The 18,049-nt window shown below is 71.3% G+C and carries 22 protein-coding genes; 2 read left to right on the top strand and 20 right to left on the bottom strand.

All coding sequences use genetic code 11. From position 1 onward, the window contains the following. Window positions 1-153: 153 nt before the first annotated feature. Both tsf and rpsB read right to left on the bottom strand, forming a co-directional pair. On the bottom strand, window positions 154-990 hold the full coding sequence (gene tsf / locus OG737_RS22305) for a translation elongation factor Ts (RefSeq protein ID WP_405678315.1): 837 nt from the start codon (window positions 988-990) through the stop codon (window positions 154-156). Between the two features lie 135 nt (window positions 991-1,125). Then, window positions 1,126-2,040, bottom strand: a complete 915-nt coding sequence (gene rpsB / locus OG737_RS22300; protein ID WP_405921901.1) for a 30S ribosomal protein S2 — start codon at window positions 2,038-2,040, stop codon at window positions 1,126-1,128. 247 nt (window positions 2,041-2,287) lie between these two features. Between rpsB and OG737_RS22295 the strand changes: the two genes are divergently transcribed. Next, window positions 2,288-2,749: a M23 family metallopeptidase gene (locus tag OG737_RS22295; protein ID WP_405921900.1), complete on the top strand. Its 462-nt coding sequence runs from the start codon at window positions 2,288-2,290 to the stop codon at window positions 2,747-2,749. A 36-nt stretch (window positions 2,750-2,785) separates the two neighbouring features. Here the strand turns inward: OG737_RS22295 and OG737_RS22290 are convergent, their stop codons facing one another. The 18 genes from OG737_RS22290 to proS all read right to left on the bottom strand — a co-directional run bounded on the left by OG737_RS22290 (window position 2,786) and on the right by proS (window position 17,224). After that, entirely contained in the window at window positions 2,786-3,343 is a 558-nt protein-coding gene (locus OG737_RS22290) for a helix-turn-helix domain-containing protein (protein ID WP_328930441.1), read from the bottom strand. A gap of 52 nt (window positions 3,344-3,395) precedes the next feature. After that, window positions 3,396-4,232 (bottom strand): RNA polymerase sigma factor WhiG, encoded by an 837-nt coding sequence (gene whiG, locus OG737_RS22285; RefSeq protein ID WP_328927888.1) that lies wholly within the window; start codon window positions 4,230-4,232, stop codon window positions 3,396-3,398. A gap of 209 nt (window positions 4,233-4,441) precedes the next feature. Next, window positions 4,442-5,629 (bottom strand): DNA-processing protein DprA, encoded by a 1,188-nt coding sequence (gene dprA / locus OG737_RS22280; RefSeq protein WP_328927887.1) that lies wholly within the window; start codon window positions 5,627-5,629, stop codon window positions 4,442-4,444. After that, window positions 5,626-7,248 (bottom strand): YifB family Mg chelatase-like AAA ATPase, encoded by a 1,623-nt coding sequence (locus tag OG737_RS22275; protein WP_405921899.1) that lies wholly within the window; start codon window positions 7,246-7,248, stop codon window positions 5,626-5,628. Before OG737_RS22275 ends, dprA begins: the two co-directional genes overlap by 4 nt. Beyond that, complete coding sequence (locus OG737_RS22270; protein ID WP_405678322.1) at window positions 7,248-7,619, bottom strand: YraN family protein; 372 nt, start codon at window positions 7,617-7,619, stop codon at window positions 7,248-7,250. Before OG737_RS22270 ends, OG737_RS22275 begins: the two co-directional genes overlap by 1 nt. A gap of 109 nt (window positions 7,620-7,728) precedes the next feature. Next, window positions 7,729-8,037 carry a DUF2469 domain-containing protein gene (locus tag OG737_RS22265; protein WP_005311352.1) on the bottom strand — a complete coding sequence of 103 codons (309 nt, stop codon included), beginning with the start codon at window positions 8,035-8,037 and terminating at the stop codon, window positions 7,729-7,731. A gap of 55 nt (window positions 8,038-8,092) precedes the next feature. Next, the gene (locus tag OG737_RS22260; protein WP_328927884.1) at window positions 8,093-8,599 is read right to left on the bottom strand and encodes an NUDIX hydrolase; all 507 of its coding nucleotides are present in this window, start codon (window positions 8,597-8,599) and stop codon (window positions 8,093-8,095) included. Then, on the bottom strand, window positions 8,589-9,371 hold the full coding sequence (gene lepB, locus OG737_RS22255) for a signal peptidase I (protein ID WP_328927883.1): 783 nt from the start codon (window positions 9,369-9,371) through the stop codon (window positions 8,589-8,591). The genes OG737_RS22260 and lepB (OG737_RS22255) overlap by 11 nt, the downstream gene beginning before the upstream one ends. Window positions 9,372-9,413: 42 nt before the next feature. Next, window positions 9,414-10,316 (bottom strand): signal peptidase I, encoded by a 903-nt coding sequence (gene lepB, locus OG737_RS22250; protein WP_328927882.1) that lies wholly within the window; start codon window positions 10,314-10,316, stop codon window positions 9,414-9,416. A 113-nt stretch (window positions 10,317-10,429) separates the two neighbouring features. Next, on the bottom strand, window positions 10,430-11,311 hold the full coding sequence (gene lepB / locus OG737_RS22245) for a signal peptidase I (RefSeq protein WP_405678325.1): 882 nt from the start codon (window positions 11,309-11,311) through the stop codon (window positions 10,430-10,432). Continuing rightward, window positions 11,304-12,047: a signal peptidase I gene (gene lepB, locus OG737_RS22240; protein ID WP_405921898.1), complete on the bottom strand. Its 744-nt coding sequence runs from the start codon at window positions 12,045-12,047 to the stop codon at window positions 11,304-11,306. The genes lepB (OG737_RS22245) and lepB (OG737_RS22240) overlap by 8 nt, the downstream gene beginning before the upstream one ends. A gap of 44 nt (window positions 12,048-12,091) precedes the next feature. Next, window positions 12,092-12,442, bottom strand: a complete 351-nt coding sequence (gene rplS, locus OG737_RS22235) for a 50S ribosomal protein L19 (protein WP_073911044.1) — start codon at window positions 12,440-12,442, stop codon at window positions 12,092-12,094. Between the two features lie 133 nt (window positions 12,443-12,575). Then, entirely contained in the window at window positions 12,576-13,397 is an 822-nt protein-coding gene (gene trmD, locus OG737_RS22230; RefSeq protein WP_328927880.1) for a tRNA (guanosine(37)-N1)-methyltransferase TrmD, read from the bottom strand. Then, window positions 13,397-13,957, bottom strand: coding sequence for a ribosome maturation factor RimM (rimM, locus tag OG737_RS22225; RefSeq protein WP_328927879.1), 561 nt, complete (start codon window positions 13,955-13,957; stop codon window positions 13,397-13,399). Before rimM ends, trmD begins: the two co-directional genes overlap by 1 nt. A gap of 95 nt (window positions 13,958-14,052) precedes the next feature. Then, entirely contained in the window at window positions 14,053-14,292 is a 240-nt protein-coding gene (locus tag OG737_RS22220) for an RNA-binding protein (RefSeq protein ID WP_007266827.1), read from the bottom strand. Between the two features lie 2 nt (window positions 14,293-14,294). Beyond that, on the bottom strand, window positions 14,295-14,735 hold the full coding sequence (gene rpsP, locus OG737_RS22215; RefSeq protein WP_030386406.1) for a 30S ribosomal protein S16: 441 nt from the start codon (window positions 14,733-14,735) through the stop codon (window positions 14,295-14,297). A 281-nt stretch (window positions 14,736-15,016) separates the two neighbouring features. Beyond that, the gene (locus OG737_RS22210; RefSeq protein WP_328927878.1) at window positions 15,017-15,613 is read right to left on the bottom strand and encodes a hypothetical protein; all 597 of its coding nucleotides are present in this window, start codon (window positions 15,611-15,613) and stop codon (window positions 15,017-15,019) included. A gap of 198 nt (window positions 15,614-15,811) precedes the next feature. Continuing rightward, window positions 15,812-17,224, bottom strand: coding sequence for a proline--tRNA ligase (gene proS, locus OG737_RS22205; RefSeq protein ID WP_328927877.1), 1,413 nt, complete (start codon window positions 17,222-17,224; stop codon window positions 15,812-15,814). Window positions 17,225-17,364: 140 nt separating this feature from the next. Between proS and OG737_RS22200 the strand changes: the two genes are divergently transcribed. Further along, window positions 17,365-18,042 (top strand): SAM-dependent methyltransferase, encoded by a 678-nt coding sequence (locus tag OG737_RS22200; protein WP_405678333.1) that lies wholly within the window; start codon window positions 17,365-17,367, stop codon window positions 18,040-18,042. Window positions 18,043-18,049 lie beyond the last annotated feature (7 nt).

Below are 18,049 nucleotides of genomic sequence, written 5' to 3'. Positions count from 1 at the left end.
TCGTGCACATACGAAGAAGGCCATTGCCGGTGGGTCCTCGCGGTTCCCTCTGCGGCAATGGCCTCCTCGTCAGATCTGCGGTCGCCTCGCGCAAGCGCGGACGACTGCCTCAGACCCTACCGGGGTCCGGTGTCCGTTCGCGTACGGACGGACTCAGATGCCGACCTTGATGCGGCTGAAGCGCTTCAGGGTGACACCGGCCTCGTCCAGGACCTTCTGGACGGACTTCTTGTTGTCCAGCGCGTACGCCTGGCCCAGCAGGGTGGCGTCCTTGAAGAAGCCGTTGATGCGACCCTCGACGATCTTCGGCAGGGCGGCCTCGGGCTTGCCCTCCGCGCGGGTGACCTCTTCGGCGATGCGACGCTCGGACTCGACCTTCTCGGCCGGAACGTCTTCCTTGGAGAGCCACTGCGGGGCGAACGCCGCGATGTGCTGCGCGATGCCGCGGGCGACCTCGGCGTTCTCCTTGTCGAGCTCGACCAGGACACCGATCTGGAACGGCAGGTCGGGCATCGTGCGGTGCATGTACGACGCGACGTAGGCGCCGGAGAACTGCGCGAAGCGGTCCAGGACGATCTTCTCGCCGAGGTTGGCGTTCGCCTCGTCCACGAAGGCCGTGACGGTCTTGCCGGGCTCGATCTCGGACGCGAGCAGCGCCTCGATGTCGGCCGGGGAGGTGGCGGCGACGTGCGCGGCCAGCTGGTTGGCGACGGCCAGGAACTTGTCGCCCTTGGCGACGAAGTCCGTCTCGCACTTCAGCTCGACGAGGACACCGGAGGTGTTGTCGTCGGCGATCAGGGAGACGACGGCACCGTTCTCGGCAGAACGGCCCTCGCGCTTGGCGACGCCCTTCTGACCCTTGATGCGGAGGGCCTCCTGGGCCTTCTCGACGTCGCCGTCAGCCTCGACCAGCGCGTTCTTGCAGTCCAGCATGCCGGCGCCGGTGAGCTCGCGGAGCTTCTTGACGTCAGCGGCGGTGTAGTTCGCCATGAGTCTGTGATTCTCTCTCGAAGTCGTAGATCTACGGGTGAACGGCGGAGGCGCCGCGCCGTGTGCGCGGCTCCCCCGCCGTCATCGTCCGTGCTGCGAGTGCCCGGCGAGTGAACGCCGGGCGCTCTCAGTGGGTCAGGCCTGCTCGGCGTCGGCCGCCGGGGCCTCGGCAGCCGGGGCCTCGGCGGCCGGGGCCTCGGCGGCCGGAGCGTCGGCGGCCGGGGCCTCGGCGGCGGCCTCGGCCGGAGCGGCCTCAGCGGCGTCGGCCTTCTTGTCGCCCTCGAGCAGGTCGCGCTCCCACTCGGCGAGCGGCTCGGCGGCGGCCTTCTCGCCCGGCTTCGAGTCGCCGGTCGCAGCGCCGGAGCGGGCGATGAGGCCCTCGGCGACGGCGTCGGCGATCACGCGGGTGAGCAGGGTGACGGAGCGGATCGCGTCGTCGTTGCCCGGGATCTTGTAGTCGACCTCGTCGGGGTCACAGTTGGTGTCGAGGATCGCGACGACCGGGATGTGGAGCTTGCGCGCCTCACCGACGGCGATGTGCTCCTTCTTGGTGTCGACGATCCAGACGGCGCTGGGGACCTTCGACATCTCGCGGATACCACCGAGGGTCTTCTCCAGCTTGGTCTTCTCGCGGGAGAGGACCAGGAGCTCCTTCTTGGTGAGACCCGAGGCGGCGACGTCCTCGAAGTCGATCGCCTCAAGCTCCTTCAGACGCTGGAGGCGCTTGTAGACGGTGGAGAAGTTGGTGAGCATGCCACCCAGCCACCGCTGGTTGACGTACGGCATACCAACGCGCGTCGCCTGCTCGGCGATGGCCTCCTGGGCCTGCTTCTTGGTACCGACGAACATGATGGAGCCACCGTGCGCGACGGTCTCCTTCACGAACTCGTAGGCGCGGTCGATGTACGACAGCGACTGCAGCAGGTCGATGATGTAGATGCCGTTGCGCTCCGTGAAGATGAAGCGCTTCATCTTCGGGTTCCAACGGCGGGTCTGGTGACCGAAGTGGACGCCGCTTTCCAGCAGCTCCCGCATCGTGACGACGGCCATGGCCATCTCCTTGGTTTCTCGGTTTGGTTCCTGACGCCCCGCCGCGCCCTGCCCCCATCGGGACCGAGAGACGCTGTCACCTGCCGTTTCGGCTCGGTGCTGGGGCGTGCGAAGTCGACCCGGTGACCCGGATCGCCACAAGAAGTGTACGGGACCCGGCGGTATGCCGGGTGACGCCGTTGTCCACATCCGCCGGTCTGTCCACAGGGCGACGCGCGTGTCGGCCTGGCCCGGGACCCTTCAGATCATGACGACACTGCTGCTCAGCCTGCTGCTGACCCTGGTCCAGGCGGCCGTCCCCGGGGTCCGGCCACTGCCCGCGCCGCTCTCGGTGGCCCGCTGGTGGGACCCGCCCCCGACCCCGTACGCCGCCGGCCACCGCGGGGTGGACCTGTCCGCGCCGGTGGGCGCCGAGCTCCGCGCGGTCGCCGCCGGCCGGGTCCACCACGCGGGCCCGGTCGCCGGCCGCGGGGTCCTCTCGATCGCCCTGCCGAACGGACTGCGCACGACGTACGAGCCGGTCCGCCCGCTGGTCTCGGAGGGCGAGCAGGTTATGGCGGGCCAGGTGGTGGCGCTCCTGACGGAGGGCTCCCACTGTCCGGTCCCGTGCCTGCACTGGGGCCTGCTGGCGGGCGAGGCGTACCTGAACCCGCTCACCCTGCTCCCCCGCCCGACGCCCCGCCTGCTACCGGACCCCGGCGGGAGGTGAGACGCGGGCGGAGAGGCAGGAGGGAGGAACCTGGGCTCAGCCCCGCACGCCCCGCAGGGCCATGGCGACGGCCGTCTCCGTCACGACGTCCGGATCCTCGGCGGCCCCGAGCTCGATCCTCCGGACGGCGGCATCCACGACCCCTTGCAGCAGCATCGCGGCCAGCCTCGGCTCCGCCTGCCCCGAAGAGCTCAGCGCCTCGACGATCATCGCCACCAGACCCCCGTGGGCCGCGCGGATCTTCTCCCGCGCCCCGGCGTCCAGCTCGCTCGCGGAGATCGCCACGACCGCGCGGTGCCGCCGGTCGCCGACCAGCCCCAGCTGGCTCCGCACATAGGCCTCGATCTTGGCCTCGGGCGACTGGACCTGCTCCATCGCGGCCTCGATCTCGGCGGCCCAGACGGGGAAGTCCACCGCGCACAGCTCTTCGACCACAGCGGCTCGGGAGCGGAAGTACTCGTACACGGAGGACCGGGCGAGGCCGGTCCGCTCCGCGAGGGCGGGGAAGGTCAGTGCCTCCGTCCCGCCTTCGGACAGCAGGGAGCGTGCGGCGTCCAAGAGGGCGCCGCGCTGCATCGACCGGTGCTCGGCCACGGAGGCCGCTCGAATCCTGGGCACCCCTCCACTCTACGGAGGTACCGCAAGCTCACCGCCCCACATCCGCGAGCTTCGCCCGCAGTTGCAGCACCGACTTGGTGTGGATCTGGCTGACCCGGCTCTCGGTGACGCCCAGTACGTTGCCGATCTCGGCCAGCGTGAGCCCCTCGTAGTAGTAGAGGGTGACCACCGTCTTCTCCCGCTCGGGCAGGGTGTTGATGGCCCGCGCCAGCAGGCGCCGCAACTCCCGGTCCTCCGCCACCGCCACCGGGTTGTCGGCGGCGGTGTCCTCCAGGGTGTCCATCAGCGAGAGGCGGTCGCCCCCCTCCCCGCCGACGTGCAGCAACTCCTCCAGGGCGACCACGTTGGCCAGGGACAACTGGCTGAAGACCGTGTGGAGATCCTCGACCCCGATCCCCATCTCCGCGGCGACCTCGGTCTCCGTCGGGGTGCGCCGCAGCTGGGCCTCCAGCGTGGCGTAGGCCCGCTCCACGGCCCGGGCCTTCTGCCGGACCGAGCGCGGAATCCAGTCCAGCGCCCGCAGTTCGTCGATCATCGCGCCGCGGATCCGGGTGATGGCGTACGTCTCGAACTTGATCGACCGGTCGATGTCGAACTTCTCGATGGCGTCGATCAGTCCGAAGACCCCGGAGGAGACGAAGTCGGCCTGTTCCACATTGGGCGGCAGGCCCACGCTGACGCGGCCCGCAACGTACTTGACCAGCGGCGAGTAGTGCAGGATCAGCTGCTCCCGCAGCCGCTCGTCACCGGACTCCTTGTACGAGCGCCAGAGCACCTCCAGGGACGAGGGCGCGGTGGACCGCACGCTGCCACGGGCAGCGGGGGGCAGCGCAGCGCGGTCGGACCCTGAGGTGTGCTGGGGCATGCTTCGCCTTTGCCGGAGCGGGATTCCTTGGGAGCGTAGCGTGACGGGAGTGTCGCGGTGCGCGAAGAGTACGGGATCGCGCGGGGGCGCAGGGGCGACCCGACTCGCGCGTGCGACCCGGGACCGGCGCCTGGCGCACGGTCCCGGCGACTGCCACCGGGAAGACCGCGTCTCTCATCGGTTTCACTCTTTCACCGGAACGCTCCAGGTCAACGACCGCCTCGCCGGACGGTTCCGGTTTGTGTGCCTCCTTCAGGTGTTCGTCGACTCAACTGCCAGCCGTCGCCCTGCCGTTCGACGAACCCCAGAGAGTGAAGTTCGTACAGTCTGCCGATGACTTCATCTGCGCCGTTGCCGGAGGCACGTGCCACTTCCTCCGCGTGGACCGGGCGGCCGGCCGGGAGCGCTTCGAGCACGCGGGCCGTGTCCGGGTCCAGCAGATCCCTGGCGAGCACGGGGCCGCGCCGCTCAGGGGCCAGTTCCCCGATGGAGCCGACGAGTTCCACCACCTCCGCCGCGTCGGTGACCAGCACGGCCTCGCCCCGCAGCAGTTCGTGCACCCCGGCCGAGAGGCCGCTGGTGGCGGGCCCGGGGACGCCTATCGTGAACCTGCCGAGCCGCTGGGCGCGCCGGGCGGTGACGAGGGACCCGCTGCGGTGGGCGGCCTCCACCACCACCGTGCCCCGGGTGAGGGCGGCGATGACCCGGTTGCGCAGGACGAACCGGCTGGGGGTCGGATGGCTACCGGGCGGCAGCTCCCCCAGGACCAGGCCCTGGCCGGCGATCCGGCCGAGGAGCCCGGCGTGTCCACGGGGATAGGCGACGTCCACCCCGCAGGCCAGCACCGCGGCCGTGGCGCCGCCCGAGGCGAGGGCCCCACGGTGGGCTGCGGCGTCGATCCCGTACGCGGCCCCCGAGACCACGACCCAGCCGCGCTCCGCGAGTCCGGCGGCCAGGGTCTGGGCCATGTGTGCGCCGTACGGGGTGCAGGCCCGGGCCCCGACCACGGCGACCGAGCGCAGCGCCCAGGTCCGCAGGTTCGGCCGGCCCCGCAGCCACAGCCCGACGGGCCGTGCGTCACCGAGGTCGTCGAGCTGGGTCGGCCACTCCGCCGAGCCGGGGCACACGAACCGGCCCCCCGACTCGGCGGCCAGCTCCAGGTCCCGCCGGGGATCGGCCAGCGCCGCCCGTCTGCGGTAGCCGGCGAGCCGCTCGGCCCCCACCCCCGCGGGAGCGCCCGCCTCCGCCCCGGGCGCGGTCAGCATCCGCATCAGCCCGACCGCCCCGTACTCCCGGAGCCACCTCCCGCCCCGCTCCTCCCCGGGCTCCAGCACCCGCGTCAGCGCCGCCCTCGCCAACCGTTCGCCCTCGTCGTCCCCGGCCCCGGCCCCGGTCATGGCCCGGCCCCCGCCGCCAGGGTTGCCCCGCGGGCGATTCCGGTCCGCAGTTCCAGGGCGACGGCCACGTCCAGTGCCTCGGGCCGGTCCCGCCCCCGCAGGTCGGCAACGGTCCAGGCGACCCTGAGGACCCGGTCCAGCCCCCGCGCGGTGAGCAGCCCGCGCTCCAGATCCCGCTCGGCCTGTGCCAGCGCCCCCGGGGCGAGCTGCCAGCGTGTGCGCAGCTCCCGCCCCGGGACCTCGCTGTTGATCCGCCAGGGGGTGCCGTCGAGACGGCGGGCCGCCCGCGCCCGGGCCTCGACGACCCGCCCGGCCACGGTGGCGCTGGTCTCGCCCCGCCCGCCGTGGCCGAGCAGGTCGGACCGGGTGACGGGTTCGACCTCGATGCGCAGGTCGACCCGGTCCAAAAGGGGCCCGGACAGCCGCGCCTGGTACCGCCTGATCGACGAGGGCGCGCAGTCGCATCCCGCCCCGTGCAGGGTGTGCCGCCCGCACGGACAGGGATTGGCGGCGAGCACCATCAGGAACCGGGCGGGCAAGCGCACCACCCCGGCCGCCCGGGCCACCACGATGTGCCCCGATTCGAGGGGCTGTCTCAGCGCGTCCAGCACCTGGGGGCGGAACTCGGGCGCCTCGTCGAGGAAGAGCACCCCTTTGTGGGCCAGTGACACCGCTCCGGGTCTCGGCAGCCCGCTGCCGCCCCCGACCAGGGCCTGCATCGTCGCCGAGTGGTGCGGGGCGCAGTAGGGCGGGACGGTCACCAGCGGCTCGCCCGGTGGGAGGATCCCGGCGACCGAGTGGACGGCCGTGACCTCCAGGGACTCCTGTCGGGTGAGCGGGGGCATGATGCCCGGCAGCCGCTCGGCCAGCAGCGTCTTGCCCGCCCCGGGCGGACCGCTCAGCAGGATGTGGTGGCCCCCGGCCGCGGCGACCTCCAGCCCCCGCCGGGCGGGGCGCTGGCCCGCGACGTCGGCGAGGTCCAGTCCTTCCCAGCCGCCGGGCGTACTCGACAGGCCCGTCCCCAGGCCCGCGCCCGGGAGGACCAGGCCTGCCAGCATCGGATCGGGGCGGCCCGGCGGGTCCGGCGGTTCTTCCTCGGGGACCGCCCCGTCGGTCAGTACGGCGATGAGCTGGCGCAGGCTGCGCACCCCGAGCACCGAGACGTCCGGCACGAGCGTGGCCTCGGCGGCGCACTGCTGCGGCACCACTACCTGCCGGTAGCCGGCCTCGGCCGCCGCGAGCACCGCCGGCAGGATGCCCCGCACCGGCCGCACCCGGCCGTCCAGGCCCAGCTCCCCGATGAGCACGAGGTCGGTGATCGCACCCGGGTCCACCACCTCGGCGGCGCCCAGGACCGCGGCGGCCACCGCGAGGTCGAAGCCCGATCCGCCCTTCGGTACGGAAGCCGGGCTGAGCCCGACGGTGAGCTTCTTCTGCGGCCACGCCGCGCCCGAGTTGACCACGGCGGCGCGCACCCGGTCCCGGCTCTCCACCAGGGTCTTGTCGGGCAGTCCCACCAGGGTGAAGGCCGCGACCCCGGGCTCCAGGTCCGCCTGGACCTCCACCACCACGCCGTCGACTCCCACCAGGGCCACCGAACAGGCTCGGGCGAACCCCATCAGGCCACCCCCCTGACGTGCTCCACCACGGGCGCACCGCGCCGCGGCAGCAGGACTCCGACGAGGTCGATGCGCACCCCGCCCGGGGGTGGTCCGCCGTGGTCGGCGAGCCAGCGCTCGGCGAGCGCCCGTAAGCGCTCGGCCTTGCCCGCACGTACGGCGGCCATGGGATGCTCGAACTCCCCCGCCCGGCGGGTCTTCACCTCGCACACCACGAGGGCGTCACCATCCCGGGCGACGATGTCGATCTCCCCGCCTCGGCACCGCCAGTTCCGCGCGATCACGGTCATCCCGGCCTCGGTCAGCCGCCGCGCCGCGAGTTCCTCGCCGTACCGCCCCAATGCCTGCTGTGCCACGCCCTTCGCGTTCATCCGGCACCACCTCCGGTACCGACGATCGCGCGCCCCCGCCCACCTTGTGGATCTTGGTGGACAACTCCGCCGTTGTGGATAACCCGGTCACCCGTACGACGGAGGAAACTCAGCTGCCCGGCAGTTCGAGGTCGCTCTTGTTGAGTTCCTCGATGTTCACGTCCTTGAAGGTCAGCACCCGCACCTGCTTGACGAACCGGGCCGGCCGGTACATGTCCCAGACCCACGCGTCGGCCATCGAGACCTCGAAGAAGACCTCTCCCTGGACCGAGTGCACCTGCATCTCGTAGTCGTTGGTGAGGTAGAAACGACGTTCGGTCTCGATCACATACTTGAACAGCCCGACGACGTCGCGGTACTCCCGATAGAGCTTCAGCTCCATCTCGGTCTCGTACTTTTCGAGGTCCTCGGCACTCATGGCATGTTCCCCTTCAGCCGTGCGTCCCCCTATTGTGCGCCAGGCCCCTGCGCCCCTAAACGATTTCCGGGGCCAGGACCACCGGCGCACCCGGAGGACCGTCGTCGAGCAGCGTCCGGAGCAGCTCGGCGAGTCTGGTCGGGTACACCGTCTCATGGGCCGCGAGAAGTTCCTCGGAGGTCCACCACCTGGCTCCGGCGACGCTGCGTCGCTCCAGCTCCGTGAGGCCGCCCATCTCGGTCGCCGTCTGGGCGGTACGGGCCAGGAAGTACCACTCGTCCTGCTCCCAGCGGCGCCCGTCGAAGGGGAACGAGCAGTACCGGTGCCACAGCACGGGCCCCAATTCGACCTGTGTGATCCCCGTCTCCTCCGCCAGCTCCCGCAGCGCGGCGTCCTCCCGGCTCTCGTCGCCCTCCAGCCCGCCGCCCGGGGTGAACCACCACTCGTCCGCGGGATCCGCCGGTTCGAAGCCGTGCAGCAGCAGGATCCGGTCCGCCGGGTCCAGCAGGATCACCCGCGACACCTTCCGGCAGCCCGGCGCCGATGCCGCTTCAGCGGGCATCGGCCCGCTCCCGCCGTCGGCCGCGCCCGAGTACCCGTGCGAGCGGCCCGTACGCGGCCCCCAGCACTACCAGGGCGGCGCCCACGACCACGGCCGCCAGCTGCAGCCGCAGCGGCCCGGGCCCGGAGACCCCGCCGGGCAGCCCGGAATACGTCGGCGGCCGCTCCAGCATCTTCATGGAGGGCCAGGCGAGGGCGTCGACCCGGGCACTGACGGCCGACCGGGGCACGGTGCCCTGTCCGGCCTCCTGGAGGTGCGCCCGGGAGTCCAGGGAGCCGCTCCGGTGGTCACCCATCAGGAAGAGGTTGCCCTCCGGCACCGTCACCTCGAAGGGCGTGCCGGGGGTGGTGGTCTGCCCGGGCGGCATGGGAAGCCCCGAGTCGGGCTTGGTGGCGTCGATGTAGGGCTCGTCCAGGGCCGTGCCGTTCACGGTGAGCTCGCCGGCGGCGCCGCAGCACTTCACGGTGTCGCCGCCGATGCCGACGACCCGCTTGACCATGGGCGAATCGCTCCACATGGAATCAGTAAAGATGACCACGTCCCCGCGGCGCACCTCACCGCCGTCGATGCGCTGCGCCAGCACCCGGTCCCCGGGCACGACGGTGGGCGTCATCGAGTCGGTGGGCACGGTGTAGGGCCGGTAGACGAACGCCCCCCACACGAAACCGCCGAGGAAGAGCGCAAAGCCGACGGCCACGGCGATACCCGACAACACGTTGCCGAGACCACCGTGGCCGTCCTTGCCACTGCGTATTGCCTGTGTTCCGCCCATTGCAGCGCCCCCACGTCGGAGATCGTCGACCTGGGCGGCACCCTACCCGGCGGTACGCCCGCCAGTCAGCCTCCGTCGGCGCCACATGACGAGCGGCACAGCGCCGGTGAGCCCCAGCGCGGCCGGGCCGAGCCCCACCGGCGCGAGCCCGGAGGCGCCGAGGCCCAGCGCGGCGGCCTTGGTCTGGTTGCCGATGCCCGGCTGGTCGAAGGTGTCCGGGATCGGCAGGGTGGACCAGCGGGTGATCGGCCACGCGACCACCACGGCCCGCCCGACGACCTTGTCGACCGGCACGAAGCCCTGGGTGGAGTCCTGCATGTGGTAGCGGGAGTCCTGGGAGTTCTGCCGGTGGTCGCCCATCACCCAGATCTTGCCCTTGGGCACGGTGATCGGGCCGAACGGGGCGTCGTCGCACGGGGTGTTGCCGGGGTAGATGTACGGCTCGTCGAGCGCCTTGCCGTTGACGACGACCGGTCCCCCCTTCTTGCACTCGACCGTGTCCCCGCCGATGGCGATGGTCCGCTTGATCAGGTCCTTCTCGGCGGCGTCCGGCATCAGGCCGATCTTGCTGAGGATCTGCTGGGCGAGGTTCGGCTCCGGGGTGGGCTCTCCGGACAGCCAGTCCGCCGGGTCGTGGAAGACGACGACCTCGCCGCGCTCGGGCTCGGAGCCGAACCAGGGGGTCAGCTTGTCCACCAGAACCCGGTCCCCGCGCTGCAGGGTGTCCTGCATCGAGTCGGACGGGATCGAGAACGCCTGGACCAGGAAGGTTTTGATCAGCAGGGCCAGCAGCAGGGCGATACCGATCAGGAGCGGAAGCTCCTTCCAGAACGAGCGGTGCGGGCGCGCCGCGGTACCGCCGTCCTCCTCGGCCTCGCTCATGGCAGCGTCGTCGTCCGGCCGCTCCTCGCCCTCGTCGCGTCCGGAACGTGCGCCTACCGCCACATCCCCCACATCCACTCCCTCACTCGGATCGACCGCCCGCTCCGGATCGGAAACGGGCTCTCCCCTCCCTTAACGAGCGGGAGTTCCCTAAGGCGCGGGAGACCCAGGACACACTATGCGAACAGCGGGCCCCGTCGGCGTCGACGACGCCCGCGTGCCTCGCGGCGGGCCTGATCGGGCACCATCCGGAAGGTGGCGGGCGTCTCCAGCCGGCGCCAGTGCCCGAAGGGCCAGGCGATGACCACGGCCTCCCCCACGACCCCGTTCTCGTCGATGGTCCCGTCGAAGGCCTCGTCGAGGTGGAAGCGGGAGTCCGCCGAATTCGCCCGGTGGTCGCCCATCACGAAGAGCCGGCCCGTCGGCACCTGTACCTCGAAGCGGATGTCCGAGGGCGTGTTGCCCTCGTTCACGTACGGCTCATCGAGCGGCGAGCCGTTGACGGTGACCCGGCCCCTGGCGTCACAGCACATGACGGTGTCCCCGCCGACGCCGATGACGCGCTTGATCAGGTCCTGCTCGTCGGCCGAGGGCAACAGTCCGATGAAGGTGAGTGCCTGTTTGACCTGCTTGACGCCGACCGGGTCGGGGGCGGGCCGGGCGACCTCGCCCTTGAGCCAGCCGCCGGGGTCCTTGAACACGACGACGTCGCCGCGCTCGACCTTGGATCCGAACCACGGGGTCAGCTTGTCCACCAGCACCCGGTCGCCGATCCGGATGGTCTGCTCCATCGAGCCCGACGGGATGAAGAAGGCCTGCACCAGGAAGGTCTTGAGGACCAGGGCGATGCACAGCGCCACGGCCACCAGCAGGGGCAGTTCACCGGCCCGGCGCGTACGGCGCCGGCGCTTCACCCGGCGGGCCAGCCTGCGCCGCTCGGCCCGGCCGCCCTCCACCACCGGGACGGGCTCCGGCTGCGGCTCCGGCTCGGGTTCAAACTCGAGTTCCCATTCGGGTTCGCGTTTCTGACGGCCGCGCGGCCGCCCGCGGCTACCCATGCCCGCCCCCGGCCGTGCCCCAGCGCGAGACGGGCCAGCCTATCCACGCGGCCCGCCCGATCACCTTCTCCACCGGCACCATCCCCCCGCCCGGTTCTCCCAGGTGGTCTCGCGAGTCCCTGGACTGGGATCGATGGTCACCCATCACCCACAGGGTCCCAACTGGTACGACGATCCGGAAGGGCACCTTCGAAGGTGCGTCGCCCGGGTACAGGTACTTCTCCTCCAGCGGGAGGCCGTTGACCTTGATGCGCCCGCCCGCATCACAGCACACCACGTCGTCCCCGCCGACGCCCACGACCCGCTTGACGAAGTCGGTGTCGGACGGCTGAGCGAGCCCGAGCGCCGAGGCCGCGCCGTGCAGGGCCTCCCCGACCGGATGGCCCGCGGGGCGTTCCCGTACGAAGGACCCGGTGCCGTCGAAGACCACCATGTCCCCGCGGCGCGGCTGATCGCCGAAACGGTACGCCAGCTTGTCGACCAGCACCCGGTCCCCGACCTCGAGCGTCGGCTCCATCGAGCGGCTCGGAATCAGGAAGGGCTGCACCACGAAGTTGCTGAGCAGCAGCAGGAAGACGGTGCAGACCACGCCGAGCACTCCGGCCCGCCGCCACGTCAGCCGCCTGGCCGGCCGTTGCCGCCGCGTCCGCGGCGACGAGAACGCAAAACGCGACCGCCCCTCCCCCTCGCCGGGGGAAGAGTGGCCGCGCTGCGTGTGAGGTGCTTCGGTGTCCATCGGGGGCGAGCCTATCCGGCCACCCCGGGACCCCGGAGAGGACCTCAGTTGTCGCGCTTCTCCTTGATCTTCGCGGCCTTGCCGCGGAGCTCACGGAGGTAGTACAGCTTGGCACGGCGCACGTCACCGCGGGTGACGAGCTCGATCTTCTCGAAGATCGGGGAGTGGACCGGGAAGGTACGCTCCACGCCGACGCTGAAGGAGACCTTGCGAACGGTGAAGGTCTCGGAGACACCGGCGCCCTGGCGGCGGATGACGACACCCTTGAACTGCTGGATACGGGAGCGGTTGCCCTCGATCACGCGGACGTGCACGTTGATCGTGTCACCCGGGCGGAAGGCCGGGACGTCCGAGCGGAGCGCGGCGGCGTTGACGCCATCGAGCAGGTGAGACATGTTCTTCGTCTGCTTTCTTCGCATGACGCCACAGGTCGCCAGTGCGGGTTTCCGTAGAGAATTCGGGAGCCGTGGAACCCGGCGGACGACGGTCCCCCTGTGGCAGGGGCGTCCGCGAGCACACAGCAGCCGCCTATTCTTCCACGGCTGGGGGCCTGCGCCAAAATCGGCCGTCGGCCGACGGCTTCCAGCCCAGGATGGAGAGGATCTCCCGGTCCTTCTTGTCGAAGGCCGCGGCCTCACAGCGCTCGATCAGGTCGGGGCGGTTCTGCGCGGTCCGGCGGAAGGCCTCGTCCCGGCGCCAACGGGCGATCTTTCCGTGGTGGCCGCTGAGCAGCACCTCGGGGATGCCCCGGCCGCGCCACTCGGGCGGCTTCGTGTAGACGGGCCCCTCCAGCAGATTGGCCATCTCACCGGGGGCGAAGGAGTCGTCGCGGTGCGATTCGGCGTTGCCGAGCACCCCCGGCAGCAGCCGGGCCACGGCCTCGGTGACGACGAGTACGGCGGCCTCGCCGCCCGCCAGGACGTAGTCGCCGATGGAGACCTCGTACACCGGCATGCGCGTGGCGTACTCGTCCATGACACGGCGGTCGATGCCCTCGTACCGGGCCGGCGTGAAGATCAGCCAGGGCCGCTCGGAGAGCTCGACGGCCAGTTCCTGGGTGAAGGGCCGGCCGCTGGGGGTGGGGACGACCATGACGGGCCCGTGCGCGCCCGCCTCGTAGCCGTCGGCCAGCGCCGCGTCCAGGGCCGCGCCCCACGGCTCGGTCTTCATGACCATGCCGGGGCCGCCGCCGTACGGGGTGTCGTCGACGGTGTTGTGCCGGTCGTACGTCCAGTCCCGCAGGTCGTGGACGTGTACGTCGAGCTGGCCGCGGGCGCGGGCCTTGCCGACGAGGGAGACGTTCAGCGGCTCCAGGTACTCGGGGAAGATCGTGACGACGTCGAGACGCATCAGGCTTCTTCCCCGGAGTCCTCGTCGCGGGTCGAGTCGATGATCGCTTCGCGCTCGTCGATCAGCCCGGGCGGCGGGGTGATGACACAGCGCTGCTCCTCCAGGTCGATCTCGGCGACGATCTCCTCGACGAAGGGGATCATCACCTCGGAGCCGTCCGGCCGCTCGACGATGAAGAGGTCCTGCGAGGGCAGGTGGGAGATTTCGGTGATCCGGCCGATCTCGGTGCCGTCCTCCAGCACCACGTCCAGGTCCATCAGCTGGTGGTCGTAGTACTCGTCGTCCTCTTCCGGGAGCTCCGCCGGGTCCACCTCCGCGATCAGCAGGGTGTTGCGCAGCGCCTCGGCGCCGGTGCGGTCCTTGACGCCCGCGAAGCGGAGCAGCAGCCTGCCGCTGTGCACCCGGCCCGTCTCGACGGTCAGCGGTCCCGCAGACGCGGGTTCCGTCTTGAGCACGGCGCCGGGACTGAGCCGCAGTTCCGGCTCGTCGGTGCGCACCTCGACGGTGACCTCACCCTTGATGCCGTGGGCGCGGCCGATCCGCGCGACTACCAGCTCCACTGTGTGTCTCTCCTGTTCAGACGACGACGGGCCGGGGCGGGCACGTATGCCCTCCCCGGCCCGTGCCGGTGATCACTCTTGCAATGGACCTGGTCTCAGCGGACCTGGTCCACGTCGACGAGGTCGACGCGGATCCCCCGGCCGCCGATGGCGCCCACGACGGTACGCAGAGCACGTGCGGTGCGGCCGTTGCGGCCGATCACCTTGCCGAGGTCGTCGGGGTGGACCCGGACCTCGAGCACCTGCCCGCGGCGCAGGTTGCGCGAGGCGACCTGCACGTCGTCGGGGTTGTCCACAATGCCCTTCACGAGGTGCTCAAGAGCCTCCTCGAGCATGATCAGGCCTCGGTCGACTCGGCGGCGGCCTCAGCCTCGTCCGCCTTCTTGTCGGCCTTCTTGGCCTTCTGCGTGATGGCCTCGCCCTTGCCCTCGCCGATGCCCTCGAGGGCCTTGGCGAACTCGTCGAAGGAGCGACGCTTGCTCTCCTTCGTCTCCGGCTGCAGGAGCGGCGCGGGGGCGGGGAGACCCTTGTGGGCCTGCCAGTCACCGGTCAGCTTCAGGATGGCGAGCACAGCCTCGGTGGGCTGGGCGCCGACGGACAGCCAGTACTGCGCACGCTCGGCGTTGACCTCGATGCGCGACGGGTTGTAGGTCGGGTGGTAGATACCGATCTCCTCGATCGCGCGACCATCCCGGCGGGTGCGGGCGTCGGCGACGACGATGCGGTAGTGCGGCTGGCGAATCTTGCCGAGGCGCTTGAGCTTGATCTTGACTGCCACTGGAGTGGTGTCTCCTGAACTTGACGTGGTTGGGCACATGAGATGCCACGTGGGGTTGCGGTACTCGGGTGCCCGATGGACGCGTCAGCCGGAGGAGAGAGGGGTCCTATGCGACTGTCGAGTACAGCTAGCCATTGTGCCATACGCCTGCGGCGCGCTCAGCAGGGCGGGGTGGATGCACCCCGCCCTGCGGGCGCGGCTGAGCGCGGCCGCGGCTCCGGTCGCCGCCGCAGTGGCGCGGCGCGGCCCGCCGGGGTGCCTTGGGCGGGCCGGCCCCACGGTCAGGAGGCCGCCGCGATGGCCACCTCGGGGATGCGGAACGGCTTCATGCAGCCGCCGCACACGATCGGCGCCTGGGCGAGCACGGAAGGGACCACCCGCACGTTGCGCCCGCAGTCGCAGACCGCCTTGACGCGCACGCCGCCGCCGGAGGAGCCGTGCCGGGCGGCCGGCCCCCGGAAGCTGCGCTTGGTGTCCGCAGCCGTGGCGGCCGTGTGGGCCTTCAGCGCGCGCTGGAGCCGCTCCATCGTGGGGCGGTAGCGCCGCTTCGCCTCGGGGTTGAGCGTGACCAGCGAGAAGCCGCTGCTGGCGTGCGGCTCTTCGGAGTGGTCCAGACCCATCTCCTCGGCGATCGCGAGGAATCTGCGGTTGTGGTAGCGGCCGGCGCGCGAGGTGTCGCGGACTCCGCGGGCGGCGGCGATGCCGTGGACTGCCTCGTGCAGCAGTCGCTCGAAGGAGAGCTCGGCGCCGCAGGCGGACGAGGACTCTCCGATCAGGGACTCGGGCGCGGCAAGGTCAGGCAGCTCGGGGTGGTACCGCTGAATATCGGCCCACGCCTGCGCCAGCTCTGCGGCGAGAACAGGGGGTGTCGTGCTCACGTCGTGACAACGAGCCGAGGTGCCCCGGTGTTCCGATTCCGGGCCATTCCAAATTTTTTGCACGTACCAGTCAGTTCACACTCATGCGTCCCGACGAGGACGGGTGCGTCGATCTCAGGATGAGTCGGTACGTAACGTCGACGGGAAAGCACCAACCCCGGCGCACGGCACAGGCCGCGCGCCGGGGCGTAGGAGTGATCAGTAGGAGCGCGCGACGATCGCGAGGGTACCGGGGGCGTCGTCCGCCTCCGGAACCGACCCGTCGGCGGCGATCAGGCAGCGCACGGAGACGGCCTGCTCGGCCAGCTTCGCCTCGCCCTCCGGACCGAGGTCCGCCCACGGGATCCGCGCCCAGCCGCCGGCGATGGCGGCCTCGGCGGCCTCCTCGATGGTCGAGACGTCCGAGGTACGGGCCTCACGGCGCTCGCGGGACTCGCGCAGCAGCTGCGCCTGGTCCTCGTCGAGCACCTTGGGCAGCAGGTCGGCGAGCGCGTCGATCTGCACGGGGGTCTTCCCGCCCGGGATCCGGCGGGCCAGCATCGCGGTGCCGGCCTCCAGGTCGCGGGGGCCGATCTCGATGCGGACCGGTACGCCCTTGAGCTCCCAGTCCACGGCGCGGCGGCCGAAGGGGGTGTCGACGCGGTCGTCGACCTGCACCCGGATGCCGGCGGCCTTCAGCTGGGCGCCCAGCTCGCGGACCTTGGCCACGGCCTCGTCGCCCTTGATCGCCATGACGACGACCTGGACGTGGGCCAGGCGCGGCGGGACCCGCAGGCCGTTGTCGTCGCCGTGGGACATGATCAGGCCGCCGACCATGCGGGTCGAGACGCCCCACGAGGTCTGCCAGACGAGCTCCTGCTTGCCTTCCTTCGACAGGTACTGCGTGTTGAAGGCCTTGGCGAAGTTGGTGCCCAGCTCGTGGCTCGTGCCCAGCTGCAGGGCCTTGCCGTCGCCCATCATGCCTTCGAGCGTGAGGGTGTTGATGGCGCCGGCGAAGCGCTCCTTGGCGGTCTTGCGGCCGAGCACGACGTCGATGCCGAGCACGTTCGTCATGAAGTCGCCGTACACGTCCGTGTGGATGCGGGCGGCGTAGTCACGGGCGTCCTCGTAGGTGGCGTGGGCCGTGTGGCCCTCCTGCCACAGGAACTCGCTCGTGCGGAGGAAGACGCGCGGGCGCATCTCCCAGCGGACCACGTTGGCCCACTGGTTGATCAGCAGGGGCAGGTCGCGGTAGCTCTGGACCCACTTGGAGAAGTAGTCGTTGATGATCGTCTCGGAGGTGGGCCGGACGACGACCGGCTCTTCCAGCTCCTTGCCGCCGCCGTGCGTGACGACCGCGAGCTCGGGGGCGAAGCCCTCGACGTGCTCGGCTTCCTTCGTCAGGTACGACTGCGGGATGAACAGCGGGAAGTACGCGTTCTGGGCGCCCGCGTCCTTGATGCGCGCGTCCATCTCCTGCTGCATCCGCTCCCACAGGCCGTAGCCGTACGGTCGGATGACCATGGTGCCGCGGACCGGACCGTTGTCGGCCAGCTCGGCCTTGTTGATCAGATCCTGGTACCAGCGGGGGAAATCCTCCGCCTGCGGGGTGAGAACGGGTGCCTTTGCCATGGCGCGAATGGTACGGCGCCCGGCGCTCGATGCGTGAATCGGGTGGCACGCTCCTCTGGACGCGGGGGCCGATGGGGAGTTCTCTGTCAACGGGGGCAAGGGGGCGACATGGAATCAGGAGCGCTCTTTCGATGACACCGATGCCGACCGCGACACTCGTCGCCCGGGACTGGGCGGAGATCCAGGAACGGATGCTGGTACCGCTGTACGAGGCGGTCTACGACCGGCTGGAGATCGGGCCGGGGGACCGGCTGCTGGACCTCGGCTGCGGGGCCGGGCTGCCCCTGCTGCTCGCTGCCGGGCGGGGAGCCGTGGCCACGGGGGTGGAGGCGGATCCGGCACTGCGGGCGCTGGCCCGTGAGCGGCTGCTGGAGGTGCTCGCGGCTCCCCCGGCGCCGTCGGCGGCGCCGCGCCCGTACGACGCCCTGCTGGCCTTCTCGCCGGCCCCGGCGGCGCTGGCCCGGGCGCTGCCCGCGGTCCGGCGCGGCGGGGCAGTGGTGCTGGCCGACTGGGGTCCGGCGGAACGGTGCACGGTGCCGGCGGTCCTGGGCGGCGGGCCCGCGCCCCGGGACCTGGACGCGCTCGTGGAGCGGGCCGGGCTGCGGCCGGACGGGTCGGGTCGGGTGTTCTGCCCCTTCGGGTACGCGGATGTGGACAGCGCCGTGCGCGGGCTGCTGTCGACGGGGCTCTTCGACGGCGCGGCCGATCCCGCGCTCGCGGAGAAGGAGCTCGCCGAGGCCCTTCACCCGTTCGAGCGATCCGACGGAGCGGTGTGGCTGCCGAACATCTTCCGGTACGTGATCGCCCGGGTGGTGTGAGCGGCGG

The sequence above is a fragment of the Streptomyces sp. NBC_00122 genome, from assembly GCF_045160845.1.
Lineage (GTDB): Bacteria > Actinomycetota > Actinomycetes > Streptomycetales > Streptomycetaceae > Streptomyces.
This window is presented reverse-complemented; position numbering and strand designations above follow the sequence as displayed.